The organism is Streptomyces yatensis (assembly GCF_018069625.1).
Taxonomy (GTDB): domain Bacteria; phylum Actinomycetota; class Actinomycetes; order Streptomycetales; family Streptomycetaceae; genus Streptomyces; species Streptomyces yatensis.
This window is the reverse complement of record NZ_CP072941.1, coordinates 6,684,933-6,702,310: the sequence shown is the minus strand read 5'-3', so window position 1 is coordinate 6,702,310 and position 17,378 is coordinate 6,684,933. Positions and strand designations below refer to the sequence as shown.

Genomic DNA, 17,378 nt, shown 5'->3' with positions numbered 1-17,378 from the left:
ACCTTGTCACTTCACGCCGGCCACGGTCATTTCAGGAGATCCCGAATTCCTTGCCGATGAAGTCGAAGAGGTCGTCGTCCGTGGCGGACTCCAGCTCCTCGGCGACTCCGGCGCCGTCTTCCGGTCCTCGGTCGTCATTCCATTGCGCGAGCAGCGCCTGCAGTCGCGCGGTGATCCTGCTCCGGCCCTCGTCGTCCGGGGTGGCCCCGGACAGGGACTTCTCCAGCCCGTCGAGCTCCGCGAGCAGCGAGGTGACCGCCGTCGCGTCGTCCGGCAGGATCTCACCGCGCAGGTACTCGACCAGTGCGTTCGGTGTGGGGTAGTCGAAGACCAGCGTCGCCGGGAGCCGGACTCCGGTGGTCGCGTTCAGGCGGTTGCGCAGCTCCACGGCGGTCAGCGAGTCGAAGCCGACCTCGCTGAACGAGCGGGCCGGGTCGACCGTCTCCGGGCCCGGGTAGCCGAGCACGGCCGCCACCTGGGTGCACACCAGCTCCAGCACCACTTCTTCCCGCTCGGGCTCGGAGAGCCCGCCGAGCCGCTCCCGCAGCGCCTCGGCACCGGCCGCGGCGGCCGCCGCGGACTCGGCGGCGCGGCGGGCGGGGGCCCGGACGAGACCGCGGAAGAGCGCGGGCAGCATGCCGCTTCCGGCCTGTGCCCTGAGGGCGGCCATCTCCAGCGGCAGCGGTACGAGGAGGGCCTCGTCCGAGCCCCGCGCGGCGTCGAACAGCTCCAGGCCGGTCTCGGCCGTGAGCACGCCGACGCCTCCGCGGCGGATGCGGGCGATCTCGGTCTCGTCCAGCTCACCGCCCATGCCGCCGCCGGCCACGGACCACAGGCCCCAGGCGAGGGAGGTGGCGGGCAGGCCGCTGGCGCGGCGGTGCTGGGCGAGGGCGTCCAGGAAGGCGTTGGCCGCCGCGTAGTTGCCCTGGCCAGGGCCGCCGAAGACGCCTGCGGCAGAGCTGAACAGGACGAATGCGGACAGGCCCGCGTCCTGGGTCAGCTCGTGGAGGTTCCACGCCGCGTCGGCCTTCGGGCGCAGTACGTGCGCCATGCGGTCGGGGGTCAGCGAGGCGATCACGCCGTCGTCCAGGACACCTGCCGTGTGGATGACGGCGGTGAGGGGGTGGGCGGTGGGGATCGCCGTCAGTGCGTCGGCGAGGGCTTCTCGGTCGGCCGCGTCGCAGGCGGCCCAGTGGGCTTCCGCGCCCAGCTCGGTGAGTTCCGCGGTGAGTTCGGCCGCGCCGGGGGCTTCCGCGCCACGGCGGCTGAGCAGGAGGAGGTGGCGTACGCCGTGGTGGGTTGCCAGGTGCTTGGCGAACAGGGTGCCCAGGGTGCCGGAGGCACCCGTGATCAGGACCGTGCCGTCCGGGTTCCAGGCGGGGGCCTGGTGCTCCGGTGCCACGGTGGCCCGGGCCAGCCTTGGCGCCCGGATGACGCCGTCGCGGATGACGGTTTGCGGTTCGCCTGTGGCCAGGGCGGCGGCCAGGGTCTTCTGGGTCGCCTCGCCTTGACCGTCGGTGTCCACCAGGACGATGCGGTCCGGGTTTTCCGCTTGTGCGGAGCGGACGAGGCCCCAGGCGGCGGCTTGGGCCGGGTCGGGGGCGGACTCGTCCGTGGCGGTGGTTACGGCTCCCGTGGTCAGCAGGACCAGACGCGAGTCCGCGAAGCGGTCTTCGGTCAGCCACTTCTGGAGGAGGGCCAGGGTGTGGGTGGTGACCTGGTGTGCCGCCCCGGCGGGCGAGGAGCTTTCCCCGACCCCGCCCCTTCCCGCAGCATCGATATGCGGCTCCGCCGCGTGGTGGGGCTCCGCCCCAAGGCCCCGGTCCTCAAGCGCCGGACGGGCTTCAAGTGTCCCGGCCGGTGCCCCGGCACGCCCTTCGGGCGTGTCCTCAATCGCCGGACGGGCTTGATGTGCCGCATCCGGGCCTTCAAGTGCCGCGTCTACATGGGCTTCGTGTGCCAGCGACACCACGATGTACTCCGGGAGCGCCTTGCCCCCTTCCAGCGCCTCTGCCAGCGCCGCCAGGTCCTCGTAGGCCGTCAGGCCCAACGTGTCGGCGCCCACTGCCGCCCAGCGGTCGGGGGCTACCTCGGCGGACGGTGAGGCCGTCACCGGCGCCCAGTCCAGGCGGAACAGGGAGTCGGACGCGCCGCCCGGGCGGGCCGCACCCAGCTGGTCCGGGGAGACCGTGCGCAGGGCCAGGCCCTCGACCGATGCCACCGGGGCGCCCGTTGTGTCGGCCAGTTCCAGGGTCACCGTGCCGGTGGCCGTACCGGCGAGGCGTACGCGTAGCGCCGAGGCGCCCACCGCGTGGAGGGAGACGCCGGTCCAGGAGAAGGGCAGGCGGCCCTGGCCGGTGCCCTCCTCGGTCGTCTGGAGGCCCAGCGCGTGCAGGGCGGCGTCCAGCAGCGCCGGGTGCAGGCCGAACGCGGCGGCGTCGGACTTGCGGTCCTCCGGCAGCCGTACCTCGGCGAACACCTCGTCGTCGCGGCGCCAGGCGGCCGTCAGGCCCTGGAAGACCGGGCCGTAGTCGAAGCCCGATCCGGCCAGGCCCTCGTAGAGGCCCGCCACCTCGATCTTCTCGGCGTCGGCGGGGGGCCAGGCCGTCAGGTCGAACGACGGGGCCGTGGTGTCCGACTCCACCAGCGCGCCCGTGGCGTGGCGCAGCCACGGCTCGTCGGCCGGGGCGCCCTCGGTGCGGGAGTGCAGGGTGAGCGCGCGGCGGCCGGTGTCGTCGGGCGCGGCGAGCGCGAGCCGCAGCTGGACGGCGCCCTGGTCGGGCACGATCAGCGGGGCTTCCAGGGTGAGTTCGTCCAGGCGGTCGCAGCCCGCGTGGTCCCCGGCGCGCAGCGCCAGCTCCACGAACGCGGTGCCGGGCAGCAGCACCGTGCCCATCACGGCGTGGTCGGCCAGCCAGGGCTGGGTCTGCGGGGAGAGCCGTCCGGTGAAGGCGATGCCGTCCGAGTCGGGCAGCTCCACGGCGGCGCCCAGCAGCGGGTGACCGGCCGCGTGCAGGCCGATCGCGGTGGCGTCGCCGCCGACCGGCCCGGCGTTCAGCCAGAACGAGCGGCGCTGGAAGGCGTACGTCGGCAGGTCGACCTGGTGCGGGCCGTGCGGCGCGTACAGCGCGGTGAAGTCCACGGCGGCGCCCCGGACCTGGGCGGTGCCGACCGCCGTGAGCAGCGTCTCGGTCTCCGGCCGGCCGCCCCGCAGGGCGGTGGCGAAGGAGCCGCCGTCCTCGGTGACGCAGTCCTGCGCCATCGCGGTCAGCACCCCGTCGGGGCCGAGTTCGAGGTAGGTGGTGACGCCCTGGGCCTCCAGGGTGCGGACGCCGTCCAGGAAGCGGACCGCTTCGCGGACGTGACGCACCCAGAAGTCGGCCGTCATGATCTCCTCGGCGGGGACCACGGCACCGGTCAGGTTGGACACGATCGGGATGCGCGGGGCCTGGTACGTCAGCTCGTGCGCCACCTCGCGGAAGGCGTCCAGCATGCCGTCCATGTGGGGCGAGTGGAACGCGTGGCTGACGGTGAGCCGCTTGGTCTTGCGGCCCTCCGCCTCGAAGGCCGCCGCGATCTCCAGTGCCGCGTCCTCGTCGCCCGCGACCACGACCGAGGTCGGGCCGTTGACGGCCGCGATGCTCACCCGCTTGCCGAGCTGCGGGGTCACCTCGTCCTCGGACGCCTGAATGGCGATCATCGCGCCACCGGCCGGGAGCCGCTGCATCAACCGCCCACGAGCGGCCACCAGCTTCGCCGCGTCGGCGAGCGAGAGCACACCGGACACATGCGCGGCGGCCAGTTCTCCGATCGAGTGGCCGGACAAATAGTCCGGCTTCACGCCCCAGGTCTCGACCAGGCGGAACAGCGCCACCTCGATGGCGAAGAGTGCGGGCTGGGTGAAGCCGGTCTGGTCCAGCACCTCGGCGTCGTCCCCGAACAGCACGTCACGGAGGGGCCGTTCGAGATGGGCGTCCAGCGCGTCGCAGACCGCGTCCAGCGCCTCGGCGAACGCCGGATAGGCGTCGTAGAGCTCGCGGCCCATGCCGAGCCGCTGGCTGCCCTGGCCGGTGAACAGGACGGCCAGCTTGCCGCCCTCGGCCACCGCGCCCTCGACGAGACCGGTCGCGGTGCGGCCCTCGGCGAGGGCGTCGAGACCGGCCAGGAAGCCGTCCCGGCCCGCGGCGACGAGCGTCGCCCGGTGCTCGAAGGACACCCGGGAGGTGGCCAGCGAGTGGCCGATGTCGGCGAGGGACAGCTCGGGGTGGTCGGCCACATGGGCCCGGAGCCGGGCTCCCTGGGCGCGCAGCGCCTCGGGGGTCTTGGCGGACATCGCCCACGGCAGCGCGGACGGCTCCACGGACGGCTCGCCGGCCGGAAGCGCGGGCACCTCCGCCGGTTCGGGCTCCGGCACCTGCTCGATGATGGCGTGCGCGTTGGTGCCGCTCATGCCGAAGGAGGAGATACCGGCCCGGCGCGGACGCCCGGTCTCCGGCCACTCCCGCGCCTCGCTCAGCAGCGAGACCGCACCCGACTCCCAGTCCACGTGCGGCGACGGCTCATCGATGTGCAGCGACTTCGGCAGGACGCCATGCCGCATCGCCAGCACCATCTTGATGATGCCCGCGACACCCGCGGCCGCCTGCGTGTGACCGAAGTTGGACTTGATCGAGCCCAGCCACAGCGGCTGGTCCTCGGTCTTCTCCTTGCCGTAGGTGGCCAGCAGCGCCTGCGCCTCGATCGGGTCACCCAGCGTCGTCCCCGTGCCGTGCGCCTCGACCGCGTCCACCTCACGAGCCGACAGACCGGCGTTGGCCAGCGCCTGGCGGATCACCCGCTGCTGGGACGGGCCGTTGGGCGCCGTCAGACCGTTGGACGCACCGTCCTGGTTGACCGCCGTGCCCCGCACCACCGCCAGCACCTTGTGGCCGTTCTTCTTCGCGTCCGACAGCCGCTCCACCAGCAGCATGCCCACGCCCTCACCCCAGGCCGTGCCGTCGGCGGCGGCGGCGAACGGCTTGCAGCGGCCGTTCCTGGCCAGTCCGCGCTGACGGCTGAACTCGGTGAACACATCGGGGGTGGTGATGATGGTGACACCGCCCGCGAGCGCCATGGTGCACTCGCCGTTGCGCAGCGCCTGCGCCGCGAGGTGCAGCGCCACCAGCGACGACGAGCACGCCGTGTCGACGGTGACGGCCGGGCCCTCGAAGCCGAAGGTGTACGACACCCGGCCGGACGCGATGCTGCTGGAGCCGCCGGTGCCGAGGTAGCCCTCGACGCCCTCCGGGACGGTGTGCAACCGCGACACATAGTCGTTGTGCATCTGGCCGACGAACACGCCGACCTGCTTGCCGCGCACGGCGCCCGGGTCCAGGCCCGCCCGCTCGAAGGACTCCCAGGAGGTCTCCAGCAGCAGCCGCTGCTGGGGGTCCATGGCGAGCGCCTCGCGCGGGTTGATGCCGAAGAAGGCCGGGTCGAAGTGGTGGGCGTCGTAGTAGAAGCCGCCCTCGCGGGCGTACGAGGTGCCGGGCCGGTCCGGGTCCGGGTCGTAGAACGCGTCGAGGTCCCAGCCGCGGTCCTCCGGCAGCCGGGCGATGCCGTCCCGGCCCTCGGCCAGCAGCTCCCACAGCTCCTCGGGGGTGCGCACATCCCCGGGGAAGCGGCAGCTCATCGCGATGATCGCGATCGGGTCGTCCTCGTCGGCCACGCCACCCGCCGGGCCTTCCGCCCGGGCGGGGACGGCCGCGGCCGCCTCGGAGCCCAGCAGCTCCTCCAGAAGATATCCGGCGAGCGCGGTCGGCGTCGGGTAGTCGAAGACCAGTGTGGCGGGCAGCCGCAGCCCGGCGGCGCCACCGAGGCGGTTGCGGAACTCCACCGCGGTCAGCGAGTCGAAGCCGAGGTCCTTGAAGGCCCGGCTCGCCTCGACCGCGTCGGGCGAGTCGTGGCCGAGCACCACGGCGACCTGGGCGCGCACCAGGTCGAGCAGGGTCTGCTCGCGTTCGGCCGCGTCCAGCCGGACCAGCCGCTCCACCAGCGAGGAGCCGTCCTGGGCCGCGCCCGATTCGGCGGTGCGGCGGGTCGTACCGCCGCGCACCAGACCGCGCAGCAGCGGCGGCACCATCTCGATGGGGGCGCCGGTGAGCGGCGCCAGGTCGAGCTGCATGGGCACCAGGAAGGCGTCGCCCACCTGCTGGGCGGCGTCGAACAGCGCCAGGCCCTCGTCGGAGGAGAGGCCGAGCACACCGGAGCGGGTCATCCGGGATTTGTCGGTGGCCTCCAGCTCACCGGTCATCCCGCTGGCCTCGGCCCACAGGCCCCAGGCCAGCGAGGTGGCGGCGAGGCCCTGGGCCTGGCGGTGGCGGGCCAGGGCGTCCAGGAAGGAGTTGGCCGCCGCGTAGTTGGCCTGCCCGGGGCCGCCGAACGTACCGGCGGCGGAGGAGAACAGGACGAACGCGGCGAGGTCCTGGTCGCGGGTCAGCTCGTGCAGGTTCACGGCCGCGTCCACCTTGGGGCGCAGCACCTTCTCCAGCCGCTCCGGTGTCAGCGAGTCGATCACGCTGTCGTCCAGCACACCGGCGGTGTGCACGACGGCGGTCAGCGGATGCCCGGCGGGGATGTCGGCCAGGACGGCGGCGAGCGCGTCCCGGTCGGCGGCGTCGCAGGCGGCGATGGTGACCTCGGCACCCAACTCACGTAGCTCAGCGGCGAGTTCGGCCGCGCCCGCGGCCTGCTCACCGCGCCGGCTGGTGAGCACCAGACGGCGGGCGCCGCGCTCGGTCACCGCGTGCCGGGCGACCAGGCCGCCCAGGGTGCCGGTGCCACCGGTGATCAGCACCGTGCCGTCCGGGTTCCACGGGGCGGGCACGGTGAGCACGACCTTGCCGATGTGGCGGGCCTGGCTGAGGTAGCGGAACGCGTCCGGGGCCTGCCGCAGATCCCATGCGGTGATCGGCAGCGCCCGCAGCGCGCCCCGCCGGAACAGCTCCAGCAGCTCGCACAGCATCTCCTGGATGCGGTCCAGGCCCGCCTCGGTGAGGTCGAACGCCTGGTAGGAGACGCCGGGGTAGGCGGCGGCGACCTCTTCCGGCGCCCGGACGTCGGTCTTGCCCATCTCGACGAACCGGCCGCCGCGCGGCAGCAGCCGCAGCGAGGCGTCCACGAACTCCCGGGCCAGCGAGTCCAGCACCACATCGACGCCGCGACCGCCGCTGGCCTCGCGGAACGTGTCCTCGAAGGCCAGGTCGCGGGAGGAGGCGATGCGGTCGTCGGCCAGCCCCAGCGAGCGCAGGGTGTCCCACTTGCCCTGGCTGGCGGTGGCGTAGACGTCCACGCCCCAGTGGCGGGCCAGCTGCACGGCGGCCATGCCGACACCACCGGCGGCGGCGTGCACCAGCAGCGACTCGCCGCCCTGGAGGTCGGCCAGGTCGCGCAGCGCGTAGTAGGCCGTCATGAAGACGATCGGCACGGACGCGGCCTGGGCGAACGACCAGCCCTCGGGCATCGGCGCGATCATGCGGCGGTCCACGACCACCAGCGGGCCGAAGCCACCGGGCAGCATGCCCATCACCCGGTCGCCGGGCGCCAGATCGGTGACGCCCGGTCCGGTCTCGAGGACGACACCGGCGCCCTCGCTGCCCATCAGGCCCGCGTCGCCGGGGTACATGCCGAGCGCGTTGAGCACATCGCGGAAGTTCACACCGGCGGCCCGGACCGCGACCCGCACCTGGCCCGTCTCCAGCGGCGCGGCGGCCTCCGGGCTGGGCAGCAGGGTGAGGTTCTCCAGGGTGCCCTTGTCCTGGATGTCCAGGCGCCAGGCCGGCTCGCCGGGCGGCGGCACCATGGGCCCACTGGCGGCGGTGCGCGCCAGCCGGGGGGCGTGTACGGCGCCCCGGCGCAGCACGAACTGCGGCTCGCCGGAGGCGATCGCGGTGCCCAGCGCCTCGTAGGAGGCGTCGGTGCCGTCGAGGTCCACCAGCACCAGCCGGTCGGGGTTCTCCGACTGCGCCGAGCGCACCAGGCCCCACGCGGGGGCGTGGGCCAGGTCGTGGGTACCGGCGTCGCCCGCGGTGGCCACCGCGCCCCGGGTGACCAGCACCAGCTGGGACGCCGCGAACCGGTCGTCGGCCAGCCACGCCCGTACGAGCGCCAGCGTCCGCTGGGTGGCGGTGTGGACGGCGGCGGTCACCTCGTCATCGGTGGCGCCGCGCGGGTCGAGGTAGGTCAGGACGTACGCGGGCGCCTCCCCGGCCGCGGCCAGCGCGTCCAGATCGGCGTGGACCGCGGCACCCGAGGTCAGCGCGTCGGGCGCGCCCTCGCCGAGGACCGCCCACGCCGCGGTGGCCGCGCCTTCGGTGGCCATCGGCACGGTGGCCCAGTCCAGCCGGTACAGCGACTCGTGGTACGCGGCGGACCGGCCGTCCGCGAGCTGTCCGGCCGAGACGGGGCGCAGCGCGAGCTGCTCGACCGAGGCGACCGGGGCACCGGTGCCGTCGGCCAGCTCCAGCGCCACCCCGTCGGCCCCGGCCGGGGTCAGCCGGACCCGGAGCGCGTCGGCGCCGACCGCGTGCAGTGACACCCCGCTCCAGGAGAACGGCAGCCGCCCCTGCTCATCGCCGCCCGCGCGGGCGAACGTGCCGTGCAGCGCGGCGTCCAGCAGCGCCGGGTGCAGCCCGAACGCGGTGGCCTCGGACTTCCGGTCCTCCGGCAGCCGCACCTCGGCGAACACCTCGTCGCCGCGCAGCCAGGCCGCGCTCAGCCCCTGGAACATCGGCCCGTACGCGAAGCCACCCTGCGCCAGGTGCTCGTAGAGCCCCTCGATCTCGGCGGGTTCGGCGCCCGGCGGCGGCCATGCCGTCAGGTCGAACGAGGGCCGCGGGGCACCGGCCACCAGCACACCGCTGGCGTGGCGGATCCACGGCAGCTCGGCGGGCGCGTCCTGCGCCCGCGAGTACAGCTCCAGCGTGCGGTGCCCGGCCTGCTGCGGGGCGCCCACGACGATCTGCAGCTGGACCGCGCCACGCTCGGGCAGGACCAGCGGCGCCTCGATGGTCAGCTCGTCCAGCCGGTCGCAGCCCACCTGGTCACCGGCGCGGATGGCCAGCTCGACGAAGGCGGTGCCGGGCAGCAGCACGGTGCCCATGACGGCGTGGTCGGCCAGCCACGGGTGGCTTTCGAGGGAGAGCCGGCCGGTGAACAGGAAGCCGTCGGAGTCCGCCAGCGGCACCGCGGCGCCCAGCAGCGGATGGTCGGCCCGGTCCAGGCCCGCCGACTCCACGTCGCCCACGAAGCCCGCGGGGGAGGTCAGCCAGAAGCGGCGGTGCTGGAAGGCGTAGGTCGGCAGGTCGACGCGGTGGGCGCCGGTCCCGGCGAAGTACGCGGACCAGTCCGGCGTCACCCCGCGGACCTGGAGGGCGGCGAGGGCGGTGGCGACGGTCTCGGCCTCGGGGCGGCCGCCGCGCAGCGCGGCGGCGAAACCGGCCGCTTCGGCGTCGTCGAGGCAGTCCTGGCCCATGGCGGACAGCACACCGTCGGGGCCCAGTTCGAGATAGGTGGTGACGCCCTGGGCCTCCAGTGTCCGTACGCCGTCGAGGAAGCGCACGGCCTCCCGGACGTGGCGCACCCAGAAGTCCGGGCTGGTGATCTCCTCGGCGGAGACGACGGTCCCGGTGAGGTTGGAGACGATCGGGATGCGCGGGGCCTCGTAGGTGAGCCCCTCGGCCACCTCGCGGAACGCCTCCAGCATCTCGTCCATGCGCGGCGAGTGGAACGCGTGGCTGACGGTGAGCCGCTTGGTCTTGCGGCCCCGCTCCTCGAAGGCCGCCGCGATCTCCAGTGCCGCGTCCTCGTCGCCCGCGACCACGACCGAGGCCGGGCCGTTGAGGGCGGCGATGCTCACACGGTCGGTGAGCAGCGGCAGCACCTCGTCCTCGGACGCCTGGACGGCGATCATCGCGCCACCGGCGGGCAGCGCCTGCATCAGGCGGCCACGTGCGGCCACCAGCTTCGCCGCGTCGGCGAGCGAGAGCACACCGGCCACATGCGCGGCGGCCAGCTCGCCGATGGAGTGGCCGGAGAGGAAGTCGGGCCGCAGGCCCCACGCCTCGGCCAGGTGGAACAGCGCGACCTCGATGGCGAACAGCGCGGGCTGGGTGAACCCGGTCTGGTCCAGCTCCTCCGCGTCGTTCCCGAACATCACCGTCTTCAGCGGCCGTTCGAGGTACCGGTCCAGCTCGTCGCAGACCGCGTCCAGCGCCTCCGCGAACGCCGGGTAGGCGTCGTACAGCTCACGGCCCATGCCGAGCCGCTGGCTCCCCTGCCCGGTGAACAGGAACGCCGCCTTGCCGTCCGCCACCGAGCCCTGCACCAGCCCCGGCGCCGACTCGCCACGCGCCAGCGCCTCCAGGCCCGAGACCAGCGCGGCGCGGTCCTGGCCGACCACGACGGCACGGTGGTCCAGCGCGGCACGGGTGGTGGCGAGCGAATACGCCAGATCGGTCGGCGACAGCTCCGGCCGCCGCCGAAGGTCGGCGAGCAACCGCTCGGCCTGCGCCCGCAGCGCCTCCGCGCTCTTGCCGGACACCGGCCAGGGCAGCACGGACGGGCGGGCGGCCGGAAGCGCGGACACCTCGGCCGGTACCGGCTCCGGCGCCTGCTCGATGATGGCGTGCGCGTTGGTGCCGCTGACGCCGAAGGAGGAGATACCGGCCCGGCGCGGACGCCCGGTCTCCGGCCACTCCCGCGCCTCGGTCAGCAGCGAGACCGCGCCCGACTCCCAGTCCACATGCGGCGACGGCTCGTTGATGTGCAGCGACTGGGGCAGCACGCCGTGGTCCATCGCCTGCACCATCTTGATGATGCCCGCGACACCGGCGGCCGCCTGGGTGTGGCCGAAGTTGGACTTGATGGAGCCCAGCCACAGCGGCTGGTCCTCGGTCTTCTCCTTGCCGTAGGTGGCCAGCAGCGCCTGCGCCTCGATCGGGTCACCCAGCGTCGTCCCCGTGCCGTGCGCCTCGACCGCGTCGACCTCGGCGGGGGTCAGTCGGGCGTTGGCGAGCGCCTGACGGATCACCCGCTGCTGCGAGGGACCGTTCGGCGCCGTCAGACCGTTGGACGCACCGTCCTGATTGACCGCCGTGCCCCGCACCACCGCCAGCACCTTGTGGCCGTTCTTCTTCGCGTCCGACAGCCGCTCCACCAGCAGCATGCCGACACCCTCGGCCCAGCCGGTGCCGTCCGCGTCGCCCGAGAAGGCCTTGCAGCGGCCGCTGGTCGACAGCCCGCCCTGGCGGCTGAAGTCGATGAAGGTGTCCGGGGTGGACATGACGGTGACACCGCCCGCGAGGGCCATGGTGCACTCGCCGCTGCGCAGCGCCTGCGCGGCCAGGTGCAGCGCCACCAGCGACGACGAGCACGCCGTGTCGATGGTGACCGCGGGGCCTTCGAGACCGAAGGTGTACGCCACCCGGCCGGAGGCGACACTGCCCGCCGTACCGGTGCCGAGGTAGCCCTCCAGGCCCTCCGGCAGGGCGGTCAGCCGGGAGAGGTAGTCGTGGTACATGACGCCCGCGAAGACACCGGTCTTGCTGCCGCGTACGGTCGCCGGGTCGATCCCGGCCCGCTCGAACGCCTCCCAGGAGCTCTCCAGCAGCAGCCGCTGGTGCGGGTCCATGGCCAGGGCCTCGCGCGGGTTGATCCCGAAGAAGTCGGGGTCGAACTCGCCCGCGTCGTAGAGGAATCCGCCCTCGATGGTGGCGCTGGTGCCGGTCTGCTCGGGGTCCTCGCCCAGCAGTCCGTCCAGCTGCCAGCCGCGGTCGGTCGGGAAGCCGGAGATGGCGTCCACCGAGCCGGTGACCAGCTGCCACAGCTCCTCGGGGCTGGAGACCCCGCCCGGGTAGCGGCAGCTCATGCCGACGATGGCGATGGGCTCGTCGTCGCCGACGGCCACGGTGGCGGCCGGGGCCGCGGCCGCCTCGTCGGCCTGGTCGCCGAGGATCTCGGTGCGCAGGAAACCGGCGAGCGAGGTGGGCGTCGGGTAGTCGAAGACAAGGGTGGCCGGGAGCCGTACGCCGGTGACGGCGCCGAGGCGGTTGCGCAGCTCGACGGCGGTGAGCGAGTCGAAGCCCAGCTCCTTGAAGGCGCGCCCGGCGCCGACGGCCTCGGGGCCCGCGTAGCCGAGGACGGCGGCCACCTGACCGCAGACGATCTCCAGCAGCAGCCGGTCCCGCTCGGGGACGGACAGCCCGAGCAGCCGCTCCGCGAGCCCGCCGGGGGCCGCGCCGCCGCCCGACTCCACCACGCGGCGGCCGGGGGCCCGCACCAGGCCGCGCAGCAGCGCGGGCACCATGGTGGCGTCGGCGTGCCGCAGCGGCGCCAGGTCCAGGTGCATGGGGACGAGCGTGGGGTCGCCCACCGCGAGGGCGGTGTCCAGGAGGGCCAGGCCCTCCTCGGAGGAGAGGGCGGCCACTCCGGCGCGGGTGATGCGCTGGATGTCGGTGTCGTCCAGGTCGCCGGTCATGCCGCTGCGCTCGGCCCACAGGCCCCAGGCGAGGGCGGTGGCGGGCAGTCCCTGGGCGCGGCGCCGGTGGGCGAGGCCGTCCAGGAAGGCGTTGGCGGCCGCGTAGTTGGCCTGGCCGGGGCCGCCGAGGGTGCCGGCGGCGGCGGAGAACAGCACGAACGCCGATAGATCCGGGTTGTCGCGGGTCAGCTCGTGCAGATTCCACGCGGCGTCGACCTTGGGCGGCAGGACGCGGTCGACGCGCTCGGCGGTCAGCGAGCCGATCACACCGTCGTCCAGCACACCGGCGGTGTGCACCACGGCGGTCAGCGGATGCTCGGCCGGGATGGCGGCCAGCGTCGCGGCGAGGGCGTCGCGGTCGGCCACGTCGCAGGCGGTGAGAGTGACGTCGGCGCCCGACGCGCGCAGTTCGGCGACGAGTTCGGCGGCGCCGTGGGCGTCGGCCCCGCGCCTGCTGAGCAGCAGGAGGTGGCGTACGCCGTGCTCGCTGACCAGATGGCGGGCGACGAGCCCGCCCAGGGTGCCGGTGGCGCCGGTGACCAGGGCGGTGCCCTCGGGGTCGAGCGCGGGGACGGTCTGCTCGGGGTCGGAGGCGACCTTGGCCAGCCGCGGGACCACCACGGTCCCGGCGCGGACCGCGAGCTGCGATTCGCCGGTGGCCAGGGCGGAGGCGAAGCCACGGTAGGACTCGTCCGTCCCGACAGCGCTATCGAAGTCCATCAGCACGAAACGGTCCGGGTTCTCCGACTGCGCGGAGCGCAGCAGACCCCACAGCGGGGCGTGGACCAGGTCCTCGGTGTCCGCGTCGACGGAGGTGGCGACCGCGCCACGGGTGGCGATGACCAGCCGGGAGCCCTCGAAGCGGGCGTCGGCGAGCCAGCTTTGGACCAGCTCCAGCGCGCGGTGCAGCGCCTCGCGTACGGCTTCCTCGACGGGACGGTCCGCCTCGTCCGCGAAGAACGGGGCGACGACGGCCTGCGGCAGCGGGGTCCCGGCGTCCACGGCCTCGCCGAGCGCGGCCAGGTCGGCGTAGCCGGCGGCGGTGGGCAGGGCGGCGGCGAGCTCGGGGTCCTCGGCGCCGAGGACCGCCCACTGCCCGGCCACGACGGTGGTGGCGGCGGGCACCGGGGCGGGGGTCCACTCGACGCGGAACAGCGCCTCGTGGAAGGCGGCGCGCGCGGCGTGCACCTGGTCGGGCGAGACGGGGCGCAGCAGCAGCGAGTCGACGGAGGCGACGGGCGCGCCGCTCTCGTCCGTGACCAGCACGGCCACGGCGTCCTGCCCGGCGGGCGAGAGCCGGACGCGCAGCGTGGCGGCGCCGACGGCGTGGAGCCGGACACCGCTCCAGGAGAAGGGGAGGCGGCCGTGTTCGGTGTCCTCCAGGAGGGAGCCGATGCCGACCGCGTGCAGGGCCGCGTCCAGCAGCGCGGGGTGCAGTCCGAACAGCTCGGCCTCGGCGCGGGCGCTCTCGGGCAGCCGCACCTCGGCGTACACCTGGTCCTCGTGCTGCCAGGCGCCCTGGAGGCCCTGGAAGACGGGGCCGTAGGCGAATCCGGTCTCGGCGAGCCAGTCGTAGAGGCCGTCGACGGGGACCTCGGTGGCGCGGGCCGGCGGCCAGGCGGCGAGGTTGTCCTCCGGGGTGGTGGCGCCGGTGCCGAGCACACCGGTGGCGTGGCGGGTCCACTCGCCCTCGCCCCAGGTGCCGTCGGCGGCGTCCTCCAGGCGCGAGTGCAGGGTCAGCGAGCGGCGGCCGGTCTCGTCCGGCGCGCCCACGGACACCTGGAGCTGGACGCCGCCCTGCGGAGGCAGGACCAGCGGGGCTTCGAGGGTCAGCTCCTCCAGGACGTCCGCGCCGACGTGGTCACCGGCGCGGATGGCCAGCTCCACGAAGGCGGTGCCGGGCAGCAGCACGGTGTCCATGACGGCGTGATCGGCCAGCCAGGGGTGGGTCTGGAGGGACAGCCGGCCGGTGAAGAGGAATCCGGCGGCGTCGGCGAGCGACACGGCGGCGCCGAGCAGCGGATGGTCGGCGGAGCCGAGTCCGGCGGCGGTGACGTCGCCGGTCCAGGGGCCGGGCGGCTCGGGCCAGTACAGCTCGCGCTGGAAGGCGTAGGTGGGCAGTTCGACGCGGCGGGCGCCGGAGCCCTCGAAGACCGCGGCCCAGTCGACGGCCACGCCGTGGACGTGGGCGCGGGCGAGCGCACCGGCCAGGGCGGTGGCCTCGGGGCGGTCGCCGCGCAGCACGGGGACGAACACGGCGCCGTCGGAGGTGACGCAGTCCTGCGCCATGGCGGAGAGCACCCCGTCGGGGCCCAGCTCCACGTAGGCGCCGACGTCGTATTCCTCCAGCCGGCGGATGCCGTCGGTGAAGCGGACCGCCTCGCGGACGTGCCGGACCCAGTAGTCGGGCGAGCAGATCTCGTCGGCGGAGACCGAGCCGCCGGTCAGGTTGGAGATGATGGGGATGACCGGCGGGGCGTAGGTCACCTGCCGGGCGACCTCGCGGAAGGGCTCCAGCATCCCGTCCATGCGGGGCGAGTGGAACGCGTGGCTGACGGTGAGCCGCTTGGTCTTGCGGCCCTGCGCCTGGAACGACTCCGCGATGGCGACGGCCGTGTCCTCGTCACCGGCGATGACCACCGAGGTGGGCCCGTTGATGGCGGCGATCGAGACCCGCTCGGTGAGCAGCGGCGCCACCTCGTCCTCGGACGCCTGGATCGCGATCATCGCGCCACCGGCGGGCAGTTCCTCCATCAGCCGGCCGCGGGCGGCCACCAGCTTCGCCGCGTCCGCGAGCGAGAGCACACCGGCCACATGCGCGGCGGCCAGTTCGCCGATGGAGTGGCCGACGAGGAAGTCGGGCTTGACGCCCCAGGTTTCCAGCAGCCGGAACAGCGCCACTTCGAGGGCGAACAGCGCGGGCTGGGTGTAGCCGGTGCGGTCCAGCAGTCCGCTGTCGTCGCCGAACATCACCTCGCGCAGCGGCCGCTGGAGGTGCTGGTCGAGCTCGGCGCACACCTCATCCAGGGCGCGCGCGAAGGCCGGCACGGCCGCGTACAGCTCACGGCCCATTCCGGTGCGCTGGCTGCCCTGGCCGGTGAAGAGGAACGCGACCTTGCCCTCGCCGACCTCGCCGCGCACCGCACCACCGGCGGGGGCGTCCTCGGCGAGCTCGGCCAGTCCGCGCAGCAGGTCCTCGCGGCCGCCCTCGCCCGCGAGGACCACGGCCCGGTGGTCCAGCGCGGCGCGGGTGGTGGCCAGCGAGTGGGCCAGGTCGACCAGGCCGAGGCCCGGCTCGTCCTGTACATGGGCGGTGAGCCGCTCGGCCTGGGCGCGCAGGGCCGCCGCGCTCTGCGCGGACACCAGCACCGGCACCAGACCGCCGACACCGGTCCACTCCGAGGGCGTGGCGTCGTCGCCGGGGGTCTCGCGGTCCTCGGCGGGCGCCTGCTCGATGACGGTGTGCGCGTTCGTGCCGCTCACACCGAAGGAGGAGATGCCCGCGCGGCGCGGCTGGCCGGTCTCCGGCCACGGGGTGTTCTCGGTGAGCAGGGAGACGGCGCCGGCCGTCCAGTCCACGTCCCGGGAGGGCGCGTCGACGTGCAGGGTCCTGGGCAGCACGCCGTGCTCGATGGCCTTGACCATCTTGATGATGCCCGCGACACCGGCGGCGGCCTGGGTGTGGCCGAAGTTGGACTTGATCGAGCCGAGCCACAGCGGACGGCCCTCGGCCCGGTTCTGCCCGTACGTGGCGAGCAGCGCCTGTGCCTCGATGGGGTCGCCGAGGCTGGTGCCGGTGCCGTGTGCCTCGACGGCGTCCACCTGGGCGGGGGTGAGCCGGGCGTCGGTGAGCGCCTGGCGGATGACGCGCTGCTGGGACGGGCCGTTGGGCGCCGTCAGACCGTTGGACGCGCCGTCCTGGTTGATGGCGCTTCCGCGGACGATGGCCAGCACCGGGTGGCCGTTCTTGCGGGCGTCCGACAGCCGCTCGACGAGCAGCATGCCGACGCCCTCGCCCCAGCCGGTGCCGTCCGCGCCGTCGGCGAACGCCTTGCAGCGGCCGTCGGGCGCCAGGCCCCGCTGGCGGCTGAAGTTGATGAACGCCCGCGGGCTGTTCATCACCGTGACACCACCGGTGAGCGCCATCGAGCACTCGCCGTTACGCAGCGCCTGGATGGCCAGGTGCAGCGCCACCAGCGACGCCGAGCAGGCGGTGTCGACGGTGAGCGCCGGGCCCTCCAGACCGAAGGTGTAGGAGATCCGGCCGGAGATGACGCTGGCCGCGTTGCCGGTGAGCAGATACTGCTCCACGCCCTGCGGCAGCGTGTGCATCAGCTCGGGGTAGTCCTGGCCGTTGGTGCCGACGAAGACACCGGCCTTGCTGCCGCGGAGCGTGGCCGGGTCGATCCCGGCCCGCTCGAACGCCTCCCAGGACGTCTCCAGCAGCAGCCGCTGCTGCGGGTCCATGCCGAGGGTCTCGCGCGGGCTGATCCCGAAGAACGCGGCGTCGAACTCGCCCGCGCCCTCCAGGAATCCGCCCTTGTCGGTGTAGCTGGTCCCCTGCTGGTCGGGATCGTCGGCGAAGAGCGCGTCGGTGTCCCAGCCACGGTCCGTGGGGAAGTCCGCGATGGCGTCGCCGCCCGCGGCCACGAGCTCCCACAGCTGCTCCGGAGACGTGACGCCTCCGGGGAACCGGCAGCTCATGCCGACGATCGCGATCGGCTCAGGCTCCTGCGACTCGACCTCGCGAAGACGCTGCCGCGTCTGGTGCAGATCGGCAGTTACCCGCTTGAGGTAGTCGAGGATCTTGTCCTGATCCGCCATTGGAGTCTCACCCATGCTTCTCGTCACAAACCTTGCGCCC

1 protein-coding gene is annotated in these 17,378 nt (G+C 74.1%); it reads right to left on the bottom strand.

Annotated features, from left to right (window positions below):
* Positions 1-31: 31 nt before the first annotated feature.
* Entirely contained in the window at positions 32-17,338 is a 17,307-nt protein-coding gene (locus J8403_RS27730; RefSeq protein WP_211125551.1) for a type I polyketide synthase, read from the bottom strand.
* Positions 17,339-17,378 lie beyond the last annotated feature (40 nt).